At 51.8% G+C, this 16,467-nt stretch carries 16 protein-coding genes; 4 read left to right on the forward strand and 12 right to left on the reverse strand.

What is annotated here, in order from left to right:
• Positions 1–37: 37 nt before the first annotated feature.
• The gene (locus tag EDM59_RS11030) at positions 38–1,096 is read right to left on the reverse strand and encodes an LLM class flavin-dependent oxidoreductase (RefSeq protein WP_122923646.1); all 1,059 of its coding nucleotides are present in this window, start codon (positions 1,094–1,096) and stop codon (positions 38–40) included.
• Between the two features lie 249 nt (positions 1,097–1,345).
• On the opposite strand from EDM59_RS11030, the gene EDM59_RS11035 reads away from it, so the two are divergent.
• A complete protein-coding gene (locus EDM59_RS11035) occupies positions 1,346–1,735 on the forward strand; it encodes a cupredoxin domain-containing protein (RefSeq protein WP_122923647.1) in 390 nt (129 codons plus the stop codon).
• Here the strand turns inward: EDM59_RS11035 and EDM59_RS11040 are convergent.
• Genes EDM59_RS11040 through EDM59_RS11050 form a run of 3 tightly spaced genes read right to left on the reverse strand, consistent with a single transcriptional unit; the run spans position 1,725 to position 4,869 of the window.
• On the reverse strand, positions 1,725–2,945 hold the full coding sequence (locus tag EDM59_RS11040; RefSeq protein WP_122923648.1) for an MFS transporter: 1,221 nt from the start codon (positions 2,943–2,945) through the stop codon (positions 1,725–1,727). The two genes, EDM59_RS11035 and EDM59_RS11040, sit on opposite strands and share 11 nt — an antisense overlap.
• A 9-nt stretch (positions 2,946–2,954) precedes the next feature.
• Entirely contained in the window at positions 2,955–3,890 is a 936-nt protein-coding gene (locus EDM59_RS11045) for a 4-hydroxy-3-methylbut-2-enyl diphosphate reductase (RefSeq protein WP_122923649.1), read from the reverse strand.
• A 49-nt stretch (positions 3,891–3,939) separates the two neighbouring features.
• Positions 3,940–4,869: a ketopantoate reductase family protein gene (locus EDM59_RS11050; protein WP_122923650.1), complete on the reverse strand. Its 930-nt coding sequence runs from the start codon at positions 4,867–4,869 to the stop codon at positions 3,940–3,942.
• Positions 4,870–5,094: 225 nt separating this feature from the next.
• Here EDM59_RS11050 and glnA point away from each other — a divergent pair, with 225 nt between their 5' ends.
• Both glnA and EDM59_RS11060 read left to right on the forward strand, forming a co-directional pair.
• Positions 5,095–6,513 (forward strand): type I glutamate--ammonia ligase, encoded by a 1,419-nt coding sequence (gene glnA / locus EDM59_RS11055; protein ID WP_122923651.1) that lies wholly within the window; start codon positions 5,095–5,097, stop codon positions 6,511–6,513.
• Between the two features lie 686 nt (positions 6,514–7,199).
• Positions 7,200–7,736 (forward strand): cysteine hydrolase family protein, encoded by a 537-nt coding sequence (locus EDM59_RS11060; RefSeq protein ID WP_122923652.1) that lies wholly within the window; start codon positions 7,200–7,202, stop codon positions 7,734–7,736.
• 84 nt (positions 7,737–7,820) lie between these two features.
• Here the strand turns inward: EDM59_RS11060 and EDM59_RS11065 are convergent, their stop codons facing one another.
• Positions 7,821–8,573, reverse strand: coding sequence for a glucose 1-dehydrogenase (locus EDM59_RS11065; protein ID WP_122923653.1), 753 nt, complete (start codon positions 8,571–8,573; stop codon positions 7,821–7,823).
• 221 nt (positions 8,574–8,794) lie between these two features.
• On the opposite strand from EDM59_RS11065, the gene EDM59_RS11070 reads away from it, so the two are divergent.
• Positions 8,795–9,409, forward strand: coding sequence for a TetR/AcrR family transcriptional regulator (locus EDM59_RS11070; protein ID WP_122923654.1), 615 nt, complete (start codon positions 8,795–8,797; stop codon positions 9,407–9,409).
• Between the two features lie 56 nt (positions 9,410–9,465).
• Here EDM59_RS11070 and EDM59_RS11075 read toward each other — a convergent pair whose 3' ends face one another.
• From EDM59_RS11075 to EDM59_RS11105, 7 genes are read right to left on the reverse strand one after another with little or no spacing between them, the layout of a single operon-like run.
• Entirely contained in the window at positions 9,466–10,215 is a 750-nt protein-coding gene (locus tag EDM59_RS11075; RefSeq protein ID WP_122923655.1) for a creatininase family protein, read from the reverse strand.
• Between the two features lie 20 nt (positions 10,216–10,235).
• Positions 10,236–11,201, reverse strand: a complete 966-nt coding sequence (locus EDM59_RS11080; RefSeq protein WP_122923656.1) for an ABC transporter ATP-binding protein — start codon at positions 11,199–11,201, stop codon at positions 10,236–10,238.
• Positions 11,182–12,180, reverse strand: coding sequence for an ABC transporter ATP-binding protein (locus EDM59_RS11085; protein ID WP_122923657.1), 999 nt, complete (start codon positions 12,178–12,180; stop codon positions 11,182–11,184). Before EDM59_RS11085 ends, EDM59_RS11080 begins: the two co-directional genes overlap by 20 nt.
• 16 nt (positions 12,181–12,196) lie before the next feature.
• On the reverse strand, positions 12,197–13,099 hold the full coding sequence (nikC, locus tag EDM59_RS11090; protein ID WP_122923658.1) for a nickel transporter permease: 903 nt from the start codon (positions 13,097–13,099) through the stop codon (positions 12,197–12,199).
• Between the two features lie 15 nt (positions 13,100–13,114).
• The gene (nikB, locus tag EDM59_RS11095) at positions 13,115–14,035 is read right to left on the reverse strand and encodes a nickel ABC transporter permease (protein ID WP_122923659.1); all 921 of its coding nucleotides are present in this window, start codon (positions 14,033–14,035) and stop codon (positions 13,115–13,117) included.
• A 50-nt stretch (positions 14,036–14,085) separates the two neighbouring features.
• Positions 14,086–14,895: a carbon-nitrogen hydrolase family protein gene (locus EDM59_RS11100; protein WP_122923660.1), complete on the reverse strand. Its 810-nt coding sequence runs from the start codon at positions 14,893–14,895 to the stop codon at positions 14,086–14,088.
• Between the two features lie 17 nt (positions 14,896–14,912).
• On the reverse strand, positions 14,913–16,460 hold the full coding sequence (locus tag EDM59_RS11105) for a glutathione ABC transporter substrate-binding protein (RefSeq protein WP_122923661.1): 1,548 nt from the start codon (positions 16,458–16,460) through the stop codon (positions 14,913–14,915).
• Positions 16,461–16,467 lie beyond the last annotated feature (7 nt).

Genomic DNA, 16,467 nt, shown 5'->3' on the forward strand with positions numbered 1-16,467 from the left:
CCTCTTTTCTGTTTCACTGCCCGTCTGGCGGGATGGACTAGGATAAAGTAGCTGCTGCCTCAGCACGCAAGCTTTCAACTACTGGCATGACTTCTTTGGAGAAGCGCTCCATCTCTTCCAGCTGTGGAGAGAACTGGAGCAGCAGCAGGTCTACACCCGCTTTTTCATACGCCAAAATGCGTTCAGCGATTTGCTGTGGTGTACCAACCAGGTTTGGACGCAAGCCGCGGTTCGATACCGAATAATCACGCAATTGAATCTGCTGCTCAAGCTGCGACTTGTTGATGAAGTCCTGGTAGCCTGCATAACCGCTGTTTTCTTTAACATCCGTGATGCGTGCCAGCTCTTCCATCGCTTCTTCCTCGGTCGGACGGCAAATGACGTAGGCGGCCATGCCAAAAGAAGAGAACGGCGCTTTGTCCGTCTGCTCGCGGCGCGCTTTCATGTCTTGAATCTTGCGTTCGACTTCTTCCGTGGTCCCGCCATGCATCACATACGCGTCGCATGTCGCGGAAATAACCTGCTTGCCTCGCTCGCTTTCTCCCCCTGCGTACAGGATCGGATTTGGGCGCTGAACCGGCTTCGGCGCCAGCTTGGCATCCTGAATATCGTAGAACTTGCCGCGGTAGCTGAAGGTTTCCTCTGTCCACAGCCCTTTTAGCACATCGAGGAATTCCAGGGTGCGTTCATAGCGCTCATCGTGCTCGGTAAAAATGCCACCGTATTGACGGGCTTCCTCTTCCCACCATGCAGATACAACGTTCAGAGTGAAGCGTCCATTGCTGATGCGATCGATGTTTGCTGCCATTTTTGCAGCGACTGCCGGATTGTGAAATCCAGGGCGTACCGCTGTCATGATTTCGATTTTTTCCGTAACCGCAGCCAATGCCGCGGCAGTCGACCAGGCTTCCAGCGAGTCCGCCTCGGGTCCTTTTATATCGTTCAAGTATAGTTCCGCAATCAGAGTCGTATCGTATCCCCATCGCTCTGCCGCTTGGATGACCGTCTTGGCGTATTCAAACGTCGGCGGCATTTTTTCATCTTCTACATTTCGGAGCCATCCACCAAAAATCGGTAACCAAAAGCCGTACTTCATAGCCCTCTTCTCCTTTGTCGTCGGGGTAAAAACAGAGAATATTGTGTAATTAAGAAAGTAAAGTAATCCTACTATAAAAAGCGGATTACTTCAATATACTCTCTTTATACTTTCTATTCTTTATTTCCCGTTCCCTCTGACAAGGCAAAAGTGCGCCGGCGCTTTTTTCCTGTTTATCCAAAACCTTACGAGGACAGGATAATAGATAAATCACCCAGGAATATAGCCCGCAAAAGGAGCTGACGTACTATGTCTCGTCTGCGGTTCCGGCAGTTGCGTTACCCCCTCATCGCTTTGGCGGTGACGCTCTTGCTACTCGGGACACACCATGAATATCGACTACATACTTCTTACGCAGCGGCACAGCGTACACAAACCGTTACGATCTCCAGTGCCGGCTTCTTACCCAATCAGATCGCCGTGCGAGAGGGAGAGCATGTCTCTTTGATGATCGTCAACACCGACACACGCCCGCATAACCTCGCAATCCGCGATCTCAATGTCACTTCGACCGAGCTTAAGCCCACTCAGTCTACCATGCTTCAATTTTCTGCGGAGAAAAAAGGGGAGTTCTCCTTTGTGTCCGACTCCCCCGGCTATCCAGAGACCGGCTATCAAGGCAAGCTGATCATTGAGTAGCACTCATGCCTTCGTCTTGCTCTACCCGTTTCCATGGACCAAAGCGAATCACGAGGAGCGGAAGGATGCCAATCGTGGTCACCACTCCAAAAAACAGGTAGATGGCCAGCGTGGAAAACTCGTCCTTGATCCACCCCGCCAAGAGATTACAGAGCATCGTTCCCAAACCGCTTCCCACAGAGAAAAAAACGGCGAGTGCTGTTACCTGTAGGGAAGCGGGCGTGTTTTCTCTGACGAATTGCGCCGCTGTCGCCAGGTAGAAGCCCACCGAAACACCTTGAATAAAAAAGATCAACAGAACAGCTGTCGTACTGGGAGCCGAGCTGTACCAGAACCAGCGAATGGCGGAAAAGGTCGCAGCCCCCAGCAGGGTCGTTTCAATCCCCCACCTTCGGACAAAGTAGCCCGCCAGCTTCATGAACGGAGCTTCACTCCCCGCAAACAGCAGGAAAGCCAGACCTACACCTGCCACCGTCCCGCCGATCTCCTGGTAGTACAGAGAAAACCAGATGTTATTCGCGTTGACCGCACCAAACATGCAAAAAGACGCCAGCAAGAAGAGCAAAAACCGCGGTATGCGCAGCAGCTGTTTCATGCCTTTAAAAATGCTGACTGTAAAGCGGGAAGATTCGGTCACTTCTCCCGGCAAACGCATCAAAAACAAAAACGCCGTGATCAGCGCCAGGCAATACGAGATAAACAGAACAGAGGGCCCCCACCGTTCCACGAATAGGCCGGTAACAAAAGCGGCAAGAGCGAAGCCAACCGCTCCCCACATCCGAATGTCACCAAATTGAAGCTGATGCTTTTTCGTATAGTTTAAGGTCAAGCTGTCCGAAACCGGAATAATGGCACTTTGAAAAAAGGATAGCAGAATGTACAAAAGAAAGACAAAGGCATAGGTGGACACAGCCGTGAATAAAAGCCCCACCAAGCCAGAAGCGAGGAGCGTACCCAAAAGAACCGCCTTCCGTATTTGGAAGCGGTCACAAATCATCCCCCACATCGGCTGGGCAACAATAGAAACGACAGGTGCAACCGCACTGATCATGCCGATCTGGGTACCCGTTAGATGAATGGATTTGTAATACTGGGTAATGAGCGGAGAAAACGCCCCGAACCCGTAGTAAATAAAGAGGTAGAGGGCGCAGAAGCTGACGTATCTGCCTCCAGCGCCACCCAGAAATCTTCCAGAAAGAGATTCTGACATTTCGCTCCCCTATTTCACCGCCGGCAATATTTTCGCCATGTTAACGGTACGTTTCTTCTCCCATGTTTCCGGATTGCTTTCATCAAACTGCTCCAAATACGCAATGACTTCCTTGGTCAATGGCGTAGGCGTGGAAGCTCCCGAGGTAACAGCTACGCGCTGCTTGCCTTTCAACCACTCGACATCCAGCTCCGAAAGATCCGCAATGCGATAGGAAGGCACGCTGGCAATTTCCTCGGACACTTGCGCGAGTCGGTTCGAGTTGTTGCTTCGTGGATCCCCGACCACGATGCACAGCTCCGCTTCTCCTACCTGCTCCGCGACAGCCTCTTGGCGCACCTGCGTGGCCAGGCAAATCTCGTTGTGTACCTCTACGCGAGGAAAACGTTTGACGATCGCATCCATGAGATGCTTCACGTCCCATTGACTCATCGTCGTCTGGTTGGTCACGATCACCTTGTCAGTGGGTACCTCCAAAGCGTCCAGATCCTCCAGCTTTTGCACCAAGTGAACCTTTTCCGGTGCGATGCCGATCGCTCCCTCTGGCTCCGGATGTCCTTTTTTCCCAATGTATAGGACATGATAGCCGTCCGCCACTTTCTCACGGATCAGATCATGTGTTTTCGTCACGTCCGGGCAAGTCGCGTCCACGACAGTCAGTCCCTTGTCGCGCGCTTTTTTGCGTACCTCCGGAGAAACTCCGTGTGCCGTAAAAATGATCGTGCCCTCGTTCACCTGATCGAGCAGGGCGAGACGGTCCTCTCCATCCAAGGTCTTGATTCCTTGCTTTTCAAACGCCTCCACAACATGAGCATTGTGTACGATCATACCCAAAATGTGAATCGGGCGTGGAAGGTCAAAGTTTTGCGCTGTCCGAAGTGCCAAGACCATGGCATCTACGACACCGTAGCAATATCCGCGGGGGGAAATCTTGATGACTTCCATCTATACCCCTCCTAATTTTTCAAATGACGTCATGCCCACTTATTATACCTTATTTGCCTGCACTCCGCTTCTGTTCATATACCTTCAAATTATTGTAAACAACCTTCAGCAGAGGCGTGGACAAGCCCCGTTTTTCTGCATGCTCCAAAAGATAGCCTTGCAAATGATCCCCTTCGACCGCCAAGCCTTTCTCCATATCCCGGAGCATAGATGACTTCATGGCAGCTCCCTGCTTTTGGAACGTCTCCATCTGCTTGTCGACGATGTCTGGACGGATCGGAGCTTCCAGCGCACGAATGACCGAGGCACATTCCTCTGCCAGCTGGCGCGTCAATTCCATTCCATATAAGGAATCGCGGATCGGACCGACAGCGGAATTCATCAAGGTCGTGATGCCGGACATCGTCGTAATGAACAAATATTTCTGCCAGGCGTCGCGCTGGATGTTGGTACTGGCCCGCATGGAACCGTTGATGCCACTGAACGCCTCCGCGATTTGCTCCACACGCTCGCTCAGTCCACCCTCCCACTCCCCAAAGACGGTTTCGTGGGTTGCGCTCGTCTGCACGACATCGCCATCCGCATTCAAAGTCGTTTCAATAAAGCACAAGCCGCCCAGTACACGCTCGCGGCCAAAGCGCTCCCACAGCAGTTCCATGTGAGCTATTCCGTTCAGGAGCGGGATCACTACGGTTTTCTCTCCGATGTAAGGAGCGATGTCGTTGATGCTTTCTTCGAGGTGATAGGCCTTGTTGGACAACAAGACTACATCAAACGGTCCACCTTCCTCACCAGACTTCATCAACTGCGGCCGCTCCAGATGGTAGTCCCCATGGATGCTCTGGAGGCGAAGTCCTCTTTCCGTAAGTTGCTTGTATCTACGCTCGCGAACGAGAAAGGTTACATCTACTCCTTTTTCTGCCAGTCTTCCTCCGAAATAGCCCCCGATTCCACCTGCGCCCAAGACCAGTACCTTCATTCGCTATCCCCTCCGCTATTAATCAAACAGTTCGTCTATATTCTACAAAAACGGAACTCTTTTCTGAACCCCGCAATATAATGTTAGAAATTCTAACACAAAACGTCAGAAAACCTCTTGACGAACGATGTCGGTAGTCGGTATAATTCCAAATATAAAATAACATTAAAAAACGAACTTTACTTTTCTTCAAATAAAAATAATTCGTGAATGGAGTGTTTTCTCTTGGATATGAAAACTGTCTTGTCCACCATTGACACTGAAAAAGTCGAATACGTTGACTTCCGCATCGTCGACATGCTCGGCCGCCAGCACCACGTCACCGTCCCTGCCTACGCAGTTGACGAAGGAACTTTCCGCAACGGTGTCGCTTTCGACGGTTCCAGCTTGACTGGCTACAAATCCATCGAAGAGAGCGACATGGTGGCAATGCCTGATCCGGCAACTGCCTTCATCGATCCTTTCGTAGAAGCGAAAACGCTGAACATCGTATGTAACATCGTAAACCCTGACTATACTCCATACGATCGCGACCCACGCGGCATCGCGCTGAAAGCAGAAGCTTATCTGCAACAACTGGGTGTAGCTACAGCGGCTTACTTTGGTCCTGAGTCCGAGTTCTTCCTGTTTGACTCCGTACGCTATGATTCCGGTCCATCCGGCTCCTTCTTCCATATCGATTCGGAGGAAGCTTTCTGGAACACAGGGAAAGAAGGACAAAACCTCGGCTACAAAGTGCGCAACAAAGGCGGTTACTTCCCTGTACAACCTACAGATACGCAAGCAGACATCCGCAACGAAATGTGCACCCTGATGACCCAAGCAGGTATGTATGTAGAGCGTCATCACCATGAAGTAGCTACTGCTGGTCAAGGCGAGATCAACTTCCGCTTCGACACTTTGACTCGTACTGCTGACAATCTCTTGCTGTTCAAATACATCGTGCGCAACGTAGCTGCCAAACATGGCAAAACGGCTACCTTCATGCCAAAGCCAATCGTTGGCGACAACGGTTCCGGCATGCACGTTCACCAAAGCTTGTTTAACGGCGACACCCCTCTCTTCTACGAGCAAGGTGGATACGCAAACCTGAGCGAAACTGCTCTGCACTACATCGGAGGCATTCTGCACCACGCACCTGCCCTGATCGCTTTGACCAACCCAAGCACCAACTCTTTCAAACGTCTGGTTCCTGGCTATGAAGCTCCAGTAAATCTGGTCTTCTCCAAAGGTAACCGTTCTGCTGCAGTCCGCATCCCGGTAGCTGCTGTTACACCAAAAGCATCCCGTATCGAGTTCCGTACGCCTGACTCTACCGCTAACCCTTACCTGGCATTCGCTGCCATGCTGATGGCTGGTCTGGACGGAATCAAGCGCAAGCTCGACCCACGCGAAATGGGCTTTGGTCCTATGGATAAAAACATCTACGACCTGTCCGATGCTGAGAAGCACGAAATCAAGAGCGCTCCAGGCTCTCTGGAAGAAGCATTGCTCGCTCTGGAAGCTGACCACGAGTTCCTCTTGGAAGGCGGCGTATTCACGAAAGAACTGATCGAAGGCTGGATCTCCCTGAAACGCGGAGAAATCCAACAAGTAGAGCGCACCGTGAATCCGAAAGAATACGAGCTGTACTACGATCTGTAAGAAGCAAGCAGTATCATCCGGTTTCTTCTAGCCGGCGGCAGTTCTGAAGTAAGTTTCCATCCTCCATCTATATAGAATTTTCCAATTGGAAAAAGCCAATCTCTCCTCCCATGGAAGAGTTGGCTTCTTTTTTTGTATCAAATGGGGATATTTCAAAAGTGCCCAACCATTTCAAACATTTAACACTTTACCGCGCTATACTAACGATATTAATATAACACTTGCACTTATTTCACAAATCATATGTACCATTTTGAGGAGATGACTTTTCATGGAGCATTCCGTTCCACGTATTATCCCTCCCTCGCAATGCTATTCATGCGGGTGTCAAAAGTTTCATAAGGATGAGAGGAGAGTGTATACCTATCAAGACTACATAGACAACAACGCCTTGATGGTTCAGGTACACCGCCGAAGATATCGCTGTGCGAATTGCGGCACGAAACAATGGGATCAAATATGCGGAGCATCCACGTACTCGAGAAAAACGTACCGGTTTCTTTTCTGGGAAGCCTCTTTAAGCAGAAATGAAAAGAAATTCATCCACAAAAACTTCTCCCTGTAGCATTAGGAAATACGCAAACACTCAGCATCTTATTCTACCTTTTGTAAATTTTTAGTTGCTCTTCGATTCCCCTTCTTCCTATACTGTCCCTATTGGAAGATATAGGGAAGGGTGATTTCTCATGAAGAAAAACACTGCTTTACTCGTCGTCGATGTCCAAAATTTCATGATCGAGCATGCCTATCAAGGAAATGCGTTTCTTACACGAATCGAAAAGCTAATCGGTCAAGCTCGTGAATTACAAATTCCTGTCGTCTACATACGGCACACGGAAGATGAAGGCGAATTTAAAATCGACACCCCTACCTGGCAAATCCATCCGGCTATCGCTCCCTTAAAGAACGATCCTGTCTTTAACAAATCTGCCTGTGATTCGTTCCTGGGTACGCCTTTACAGGAGGAACTCCAGTCGAAAGGAATCGAGCAGCTCATTGTTGTCGGATTTCAGTCGGAGTATTGCATCGACACGACCAGCAGACGAGCCGTTTCTCTCGGCTATGACGTCACTTTGGCTAGCGATTGCCACTCCACATTTGACAGCTCCGTACTCAAAGCCAAACAAATCATCGCTCACCACAATCAGACTCTTGGCGGCTTCGGGACTCCAAGCAACCAAATTCGTGTAGTCAGCTCCGAACAGATTTTTCGTGAAGCGTGACGCTCTACGTATACAGAAAGCCAATCCTTTCCCCATCGGAAGGATTGGCTTTTTTTTCAACGGGAACGATTCTATCCGTTTTCTTTACAGGGCAGTCCAGCCGCCATCGATCACCAGCTCGGCACCCGTCATAAAGCGAGATTCGTCGGACGCCAAATAGAGGGCACCATACGCAATATCATCCGGCTCACCGAAATATGGGAGCTGGGTGTGCGTTTGATAGTACGGAATCGCGCCTCCTTCCTCCATCGACGGCAAGGTCATCGGTGTCACGACAATACCCGGGTGCAAGGAATTTACCCGAATGCGGTCTTTTCCGTACTCGACGGCAGCCGATTTGGACAGGACGCGCAGGGCACCTTTGGCTGCCGTATACGGACTGGTCCCAGCCATCCCTACAATGCCGCCAATAGAAGAAATGTTGATGATAGAGCCGCCGCCCGCTTTTTGCATTTCCGGAATCACGTACTTCATCCCGATCACGCAGCCGTTGAGATTGATATCCATGACTTTATTCCACTCGGCCATCTCCATGTTGGCAATGGTTTTCGGACTAGAAATACCTGCATTGTTCACGAGGACATCTACTTTGCCGTACCGCTTGACCGCTTCCGCAATCACGGATTTCCATTCGTCCTCGGATACCACGTTATGTTTCAGTGCGACGGCATCGCCGCCTTGTTCTTTGATCTCCTGCACCACTTGATTCAATGCTTCCACCTGAACATCTGTCGCAATGACTTTGGCTCCTTCTTTCGCAAACAGCTTTGCTTCGGAAGCACCCATTCCCATCGCAGCCCCGGTAATGATCGCTACTTTTCCGCTTAAACGGCCCATTCTCAACCATCCCTTTCTATTCGTATGAAATAGACATATTTTTAAGCAAGCAGGCTTCTTGTAAATTGACAACACGTTGTTTTATCGACATGGTGTTGTTAATATAAGTATAGCAATCGGCTACTTTTGGGCAACCAACACGTCTCTGCATTCCGTCGTTTTATCGTCACATCGCAGGTTTGTGTCGACGAAATGAGAGAAGTCAGACAAGGAGAGCAAAAATGTCGAAGAAACCACCCAAATTGGATCCCCGCGTGATGCGTACTCGGCAAATGCTCCGGGATGCGCTGGTAGAATTGATTCATGAGCAAGGCTATGAAAAGATTACCGTTCAGGACATTGCGAAAAGAGCGACGCTGAATCGCGCCACCTTTTATCTGCACTATCGCGACAAACTCGATCTGCTGGAGCAAAGCTCGCAGGAAATCCTGCTGGATCTCGTGGAGAGTATGAACCTCTCCTATTCCAGGGAAGAGACGTTTGACATTCACAGCGAACAGCCGCACGATAATTTTGTCTACCTGTTTGAGCATATTTCGCAGAACGCCAAGCTGTACAAGGTCTTTCTGTCTGAAAAGAACATGCCACACTTCACTTCCCGTATGCAGGAGGTCCTCCTCGATTTCATTTCCAAAGGCATGTACAACATGCAGCCGGATGATCAACGGCTTACGATTCCGCGGGAGATCGCAGAAAGATACTTTGCTGCCGCTTTCCTGGGCGTCATCGTCTGGTGGCTGGAAAAAGAAATGCCGTACACGTCCAAATACATGGCTACGCAGCTCTTGCGTGTCGCCATCCTGGGACCATATGCGGATAATCCGTTTATTAAATAGAACAGCCGTCTCTCGGTTTCGTTCCCGAGAAACGGCTGCTCTCTGCTTTCTGCGCTTCATTTGTAAGAGACATTCCACGTTTCATGCAAGAAAAGAGAAATGCGATCCACTGACCTCTGAATCAGCGCCTCCCCCTTTTCACGACTCGCCAGACTGGGATAGCCAATCGTCCCCCATTCTGACTTGGTACCGTACCGGGCGTATTTGATCACATCGGGGAACGAATCCTTCTGCTTCGGCACTTCATCTACCGCCTGCACCAGATCGACTAGCTCCGGATACAGGTAAAGCAGGACGGACGTTCCCGCTTCCCCGGCATGGCCGTGCGCGACTTCTCCCGACTCTACGATCCCTTGATCCTGTGCCTTGATAAATCGCCAGCAGTCAATCTGCGCGCATCGCAGCTCAGGACGTTCCCTCAGCGTTTGGGAGACGTGATTCACCATCGCCACATTCCCTGCATGGCCGTTGATAAACAGGAAGTTAGTAAAACCCCATTTGACCAGGCTGTCTACCACATCCTTCAAATATCCTTTGAAGCTATCTGGCGTAATCGTAATCGTCCCCGGAAAGTCATCGAGCGCAGAGGAATCTCCTACCTCCAGTGCGGGTCCGATGATTGCGTGCACGCGATCTGCGACGAGCTCGGCAAGCTTCGAGGCGACAAGCATATCCGAGCCCATCGGCAAATGCGGGCCGTACACCTCACAAGCTCCTGTTGGGATGATGACCAAGTCCGTTTGCTTTTTCCGCTCCTGAAACGTCGTCCAGCTCATTTCTTTCATTCGATTCGTTGCCACTGCCATGATAGATCTCCCCCCTATTGCTATTCATACAAGTGACAGGCGACAAAGCGGCCGTCCCGATTTTGAAACACTGGCTTCACAGTTTTGCATCTATCCATGACTGCCGGACAGCGTGGATGAAACGTGCACCCCGCAGGTGGATTGGCTGGGCTTGGCACGTCTCCGCGTAGAACGATCCGCTCTTTCTTGACTAACGGATTGGGAGTGGGCACAGCTGATAGCAATGCCTGGGTATAGGGATGCAGCGGGGACTCAAACAGCTCGCGTTTGTCTGCCAGCTCCACAATCCTCCCCAGATACATCACACCGATCCGGTTGCTGATGTGCTTCACGACGCTGAGATCGTGGGCGATGAACAAATAGGTCAAGTCAAACTGCTCCTGGAGATCCTGCATCAGATTGATGACCTGCGACTGGATGGATACGTCCAATGCAGAGACCGGTTCATCTGCCACGATCAGCTTGGGGTTGAGTGCCAGCGCACGGGCGATCCCGATCCTTTGGCGTTGGCCGCCGCTGAATTCGTGGCTGTACCGTTTCGCATGGTAGCTGCTCAAGCCTACGACATTTAGCAGCTCGTCGATACGCCGATCCTTTTCCTTTCCCCTCGCCATCTGATGAATCTCCAACGGCTCGGCAATAATATCGCCTACGGTCAGCCGAGGATCGAGGGAAGCGTACGGGTCCTGAAAAACCATCTGCATATCCCTGCGCATTTTCCGCAGCTCGGAAGCATTCATCCCTACCAGGTTTTTCCCCTCGTATCTGACCTCGCCTTCTGTCGGCGCTAGAAGCTGCAGAAGCAATCTGCCCGTCGTCGATTTGCCGCAGCCGCTTTCTCCGACCAACCCGAGGGTTTCCCCTTTGTAAATGGAAAAATCCACACCGTCTACCGCCTTTACATGCCCGGCGGTACGGCTGAAAATGCCCTTTTTAATCGGGAAGTACTTTTTCAGATTCTTCACTTCAATGAACGGCTGGTTCATGTCCTGTCCTCCCCTCCGCTGATGTATGCAGGAAGCAACGGCTAAAATGGCCCAGCTCGATCTCTTGCAGAGGAGGAGACTGCTCCCGACATATGGCCATCGCGTGCTCGCAACGGGGAGCAAAGCTGCACCCGATTCGCAGGCTTCCTTGGGCAGGGACACTGCCTTTGATGGAGTACAGCCGCTTCTCCTCTGAGTCGAGCGTAGGCATGGACTTCATCAGCCCTTGCGTGTACGGGTGACGCGGATGGGTGAACAGCGTGACGACATCGCTCTCCTCCACCACTCTTCCGTCGTACATGACCACCACCCGGTCGCACATCTCCGCGACGACACCCAGATCGTGTGTAATGAGCAGAATCGCGGTTCCCTTCGAGGATTTCAGCTCACTCATCAGGTCGAGGATTTGCGCCTGAATGGTTACATCCAAAGCCGTTGTAGGCTCATCCGCGATCAACAGCTTGGGATCGCATGCCATCGCCATGGCAATCATCACCCGCTGCCTCATCCCGCCTGACAAGCGATGCGGGTATTCGTCGACGATTTGCTCTGCCCTCGGTATCCCTACCAGCTTGAGCATTTCCACAGCCCGCGCTCGCGCCTGTGCTTTGCTGTAGTTCCGGTGGATACGGACCGCTTCCCCGATCTGATCTCCTATCGTAAATACGGGGTTTAGGGAAGTCATCGGCTCTTGAAAAATCATCGCCATCTCGTTTCCCCGAATCTCTCTCATCTCTTCTTCCGACAATCCCAGGATGTCTTTCCTGTCAAACGCAATCGAACCCTCAACAACCTTGCCTGGCGTCAATCGCATCGCTGTTAAGGAGGTTACGCTTTTACCGGAGCCAGACTCGCCCACGATCCCTACCGTCTCTCCCGCGCGAATGCTGATGTCCACGCCATCGACTGCAGCCACTACCCCTTCATCCGTATAAAAGTACGTCTTCAGACCTTTGATCTCTAGCAGTTTGCGCTCCAATGCTGATCCCCCCTCCTCACAGCTTCATCTTCGGATCCAGCGCATCGCGCAGACCGTCTCCCAGCATATTGAAAGCGAGCACCATGAACATGATCGCCAAGCCGGGTATCGTGCTCACGTGAGGTGCTGTTCGCAAATACTCTCGACCTGTGCTGAGCATGGCTCCCCATTCGGGTGTCGGCGGCTGTGCCCCCATTCCGAGAAAGCTGAGACCCGAGGCTGTAAGAATCGCGGTTGCAATCCGCATAGTCGACAAGACGATGATTGGTGCCACGCTATTTGGCAGCACGTGCTTAAAGATCACTCTCGCATGGCTCGCTCCCATGGATTTGGCCGCTTCGATGAACTCCTTGTTCTTTACCGAGATAACCGCACTGCGGGAAATCCGCGCGAAGGTCGGTACCGAGAATATCCCGATGGCGATCATGACATTCACCATGCCCGGTCCGAGTACGCTTACGATAGCCAGCGCCAGAAGAAAGCTGGGGAACGCCATGAAAATATCCATGATCCGCATGATGAACATATCTGTCCGACCGCCAAAATAGCCGGAGACCGTTCCCAGCCCTACGCCAATGACGACGGAAATCAGCACGCCGACAATCCCGATCATCAACGAGATTTGCGAGCCATAAATAATCCGCGACAAAATGTCACGCCCGTATTCATCCGTCCCGAAAAGATGGTCGGCAGAAGGGGGCTGCAGGATCACGTCCATGTTTTGCTCGATCGGGTCGTAAGGGGCAATCGCTTGTGCAAAAACGGCAATCCCGACAAAGACCACGACCATCCAAAAACCTACCAGCGCCCGCTTGTTTTTTCGAAATCGACGCAGCATGGAAGCCCATGGCGAACGCCGCTGATAGGACACTTCTGCTGCTTGGGTAGCTACCTGTACACTGATATCCGTATCGCTCATCGCTTTTGCCCCCTTCTAATCGTATCGAATCCGTGGATCTACCGCGCCATAGCATAAGTCGACTACGAGGTTCACGAAGACAAAGATCGCAGCGACGAACAAAATGCTCCCTTGAATGGCTGGATAATCCCGAAATTGAATCGATTGGATGATGTAGCGGCCGATTCCGTTCATCGAAAATACCGTCTCTGTCAGAACGGCTCCACCCAACAGGTGTCCGAACTCCAGACCCACAATCGTGATGATGGGAATCAGCGCATTTTTCAAGGTGTGCTTGTAGATGATCAGCTTTTCCCTGACGCCTTTGGCACGTGCCGTTCGAATAAAGTCCTGATGAATGACCTCCAGAATACTGGAGCGAGTCAAGCGCGCTAAAACGGCGGAGGAAGACAAGCCCAGCGCGATCGCCGGAAGGATGTAATGCTTGAGCTGCGTGCTGCCGCCCGAGGGCAGCCATTGCAGGTAATAGGAAAACACCAGAATCAGCATGATCCCCGACCAGAATACCGGCATCGATATCCCGAACAAGGAAACCATCATCGTCGCATTATCCCGCATGCTGTTCGGCCTGATCGCAGACATGATTCCTGCGAAAAGGCCGACGAGGACCATGACGACGACCGAAAGCATCGTCAGCATGATCGTGCTGGGAAAACGAGACAGGAGTTCTTCTGCTACAGGTCGATCCGAGCGCAGCGATTTGCCCATATCCCCCTGAAGCAGCCCCATCACATAGCTTCCGTACTGTTCATACAAAGGGCGGTCGAGCCCCAGACGTTCCTTTACGATCTGGATCTCTTCCGCTGTCGCATCCACCCCTGCAATCAAGTTGGCTGGATCACCAGGCACCGAATGAATGATGATAAAACAGAGGATCGATACACCGATCAAGGTTGGAATCATTTGCAGCAGACGTTTTGCGATATATCCCAGCAACTCGACGCCTCCTTTTCTCTCGATTCGGTCTTCTTACAGCAAGCCGTTCGTCAGACGTACAATTCCGGCTGACGGTGCAAATGGGAAGGCAGCTTCGCACGCACTTCCTGCACCCTTTCCAGATCGACGCGGCAAGGGATCAGCCCTTCCGTTTCCACTCCGCGAGCCAGCACCACGCCCATCGGATCCACGACGAGGCTTTGCCCGATATAATGCTCGTTTACCTGATTGCACGCGACGACATACGCCGTATTTTCCAATGCCCGCACAGTGACCAGACTCTCCCAATGCCTTTCCTTGACGGGTCCCTTCACCCAACCCGAAGGAACGATCAGGATATCTGCCCCCTGCAAGGCTTGATAGCGGGAAATTTCCGGAAAGCGCAGCTCGTAGCAGACCAAGAGGCCGAGTTTGCCAAAAGGTGTCTCCACCGGCTGGAACAAGGCGTCCCCCGGCTTGATCGAGGACGACTCCTTGGCTCCGAAGGCATCGTACAAATGCGTTTTCCGATACGTACTGACCACCTTCCCCGTCGAATCAGCCAGGACGACAGAGTTATACACCCTGTCATCCTCCGGGTCTTCTGAGCGCTCTCTCATGCCAAAGACGATCCACACGCTGTACTTGTGCGCCAGCTCGCACATCGCGTTTACAAACGGTCCGTCAATCGCCTCGGCGTCGTTTAGCTTCACCTCGCGTGGCGTACCCACGATGAAGTAGCTCATATACGCCTCGGGGAAGACCACCAGATCTGCCCCGTATACCTCTTTCGCTTCTTTCAGCGCCTTTTCTGCCTTCTCCAGATTGACCTGCTTGTCATCCGTTGAACCCAACTGGGCCATCACGATTTGAAAGGACATGAAAGCTCACTCTCCTCTTATTTTTTCACCACTTTGCGCAAGTCCCAGATGTACGTAGGCTGAACCTCGACACCCTCTACGTTTTTCCGTATACCGACATACCCCACATCCTCGTGAAGCGAAATCCACGGCGCTTCTTCCTTGATCAGCTTGAGCGCTTCGGCGTACGATTTTTGGCGTTCCTGTGGCTTTGTCTGTGCAGAACCCGCTTTGATCCATTCATCGACCTTTGGATTGGCATAATGCGAGTAGTTGGTGGCACTCGTAGACAACAGACCATCGCTCAGCACCGAATCTGCATCCCCAGTCGAAGCAGCCGCACCACGGACAAACAGTTCATAAGTCGATGGGTCCTTCAGTGTTTCCAGATAAGACCCCAGCTCGAGAATCTTCAGCTCTGCGTCAAAGCCTACTTTTTGCAAGCTGTTTTGAACGAACTCGGCAGCTGGGCGGTCCTGAATCACGTTTGCAGCCAGAATTAATCGGAGCTTGGTCCCTTCCTTGACGCCCGCTTCCTGCAGCAGCTGTTTGGCCTTCTCCACGTCATACGGATAGGCACCGACATCACTGTAGCCAAACGTTTGGGCAGCCACAGACGCTGTTGCCAGCTTCACACGGCCTTCGTAGAGCTTGTTGACCAATGTCTCGCGGTCAATCGCGTAGTTCAGAGCCTGGCGTACCTTTACCTGGTCAAAAGGAGCCACGGTGGTATTGATCCCGATGTACAGCACCCGGTTTGTCGGTCTGGAGATGACCTGTACCTCGTCATTGGATTTCAGCCGCTCGAATTCCGAAGCGGGCACTTTCTCGATCACGTCAGCTTCGCCTGTTTCCAGCATGATGACGCGTGCCGCATTTTCCGGAACCGGCTTAAAGGTGACGGATTTCACTCCTGGCTTTCCACCCCAATACTGCTGGTTGGCTTCCAGCACTACCTGGTTTCCTGGCGTCCATTCCTTGAAAGTGAACGGGCCGGTTCCTACCGGGTTTTTCGCGATTCCCTGCTCGTTTTCTTTGATGGATTTGGGGCTGAGGATCCCGCTTGCTGTCACTGCCAGGTTATTTAAGAAGGGTCCTTGCGGGGTATTCAGCTGAAAGACGACTTCGTAATCGCCGTTGGTTGTGATCTTGTCGATGAATTGACCGATGAGAACCCGCCGGCTCAGCTTCTTGCTTTTATCCGCCAGGCGTTCGAAGTTCGTTTTTACCGCTTCGGCGTTGAAAGGAGTCCCATCTTGGAAGGTAACACCCTGTCTGAGCTTGAACGTCCAGGTTTTCCCGTCCTCGGACACCGTCCAGCTCTCAGCCAGGCGGGGAACGATCTCCATCTTGTCGTTGAAGGCCACTAACGTATCCAGGATTTGATAGTTAATCAGACTGGAAATCGTGTCGGTCGCATTATGCGGGTCCAGACTTACCGGATCTCCCGTCAGCCCTACTACCAAATCCTTCGCTTCTACTTCCGCTCCAACTGAGGATGTTTCGCTCGTGCCGCAGGCGGATACCAATAGCGAGACAGCCAATACGAGAGGTGCCGCCCATTTTCCAAACCACTTTTGTTTCATCTCCAGA

Origin of the sequence: Brevibacillus nitrificans, from assembly GCF_003710965.1 — a bacterium.
Lineage (GTDB): Bacteria > Bacillota > Bacilli > Brevibacillales > Brevibacillaceae > Brevibacillus > Brevibacillus centrosporus.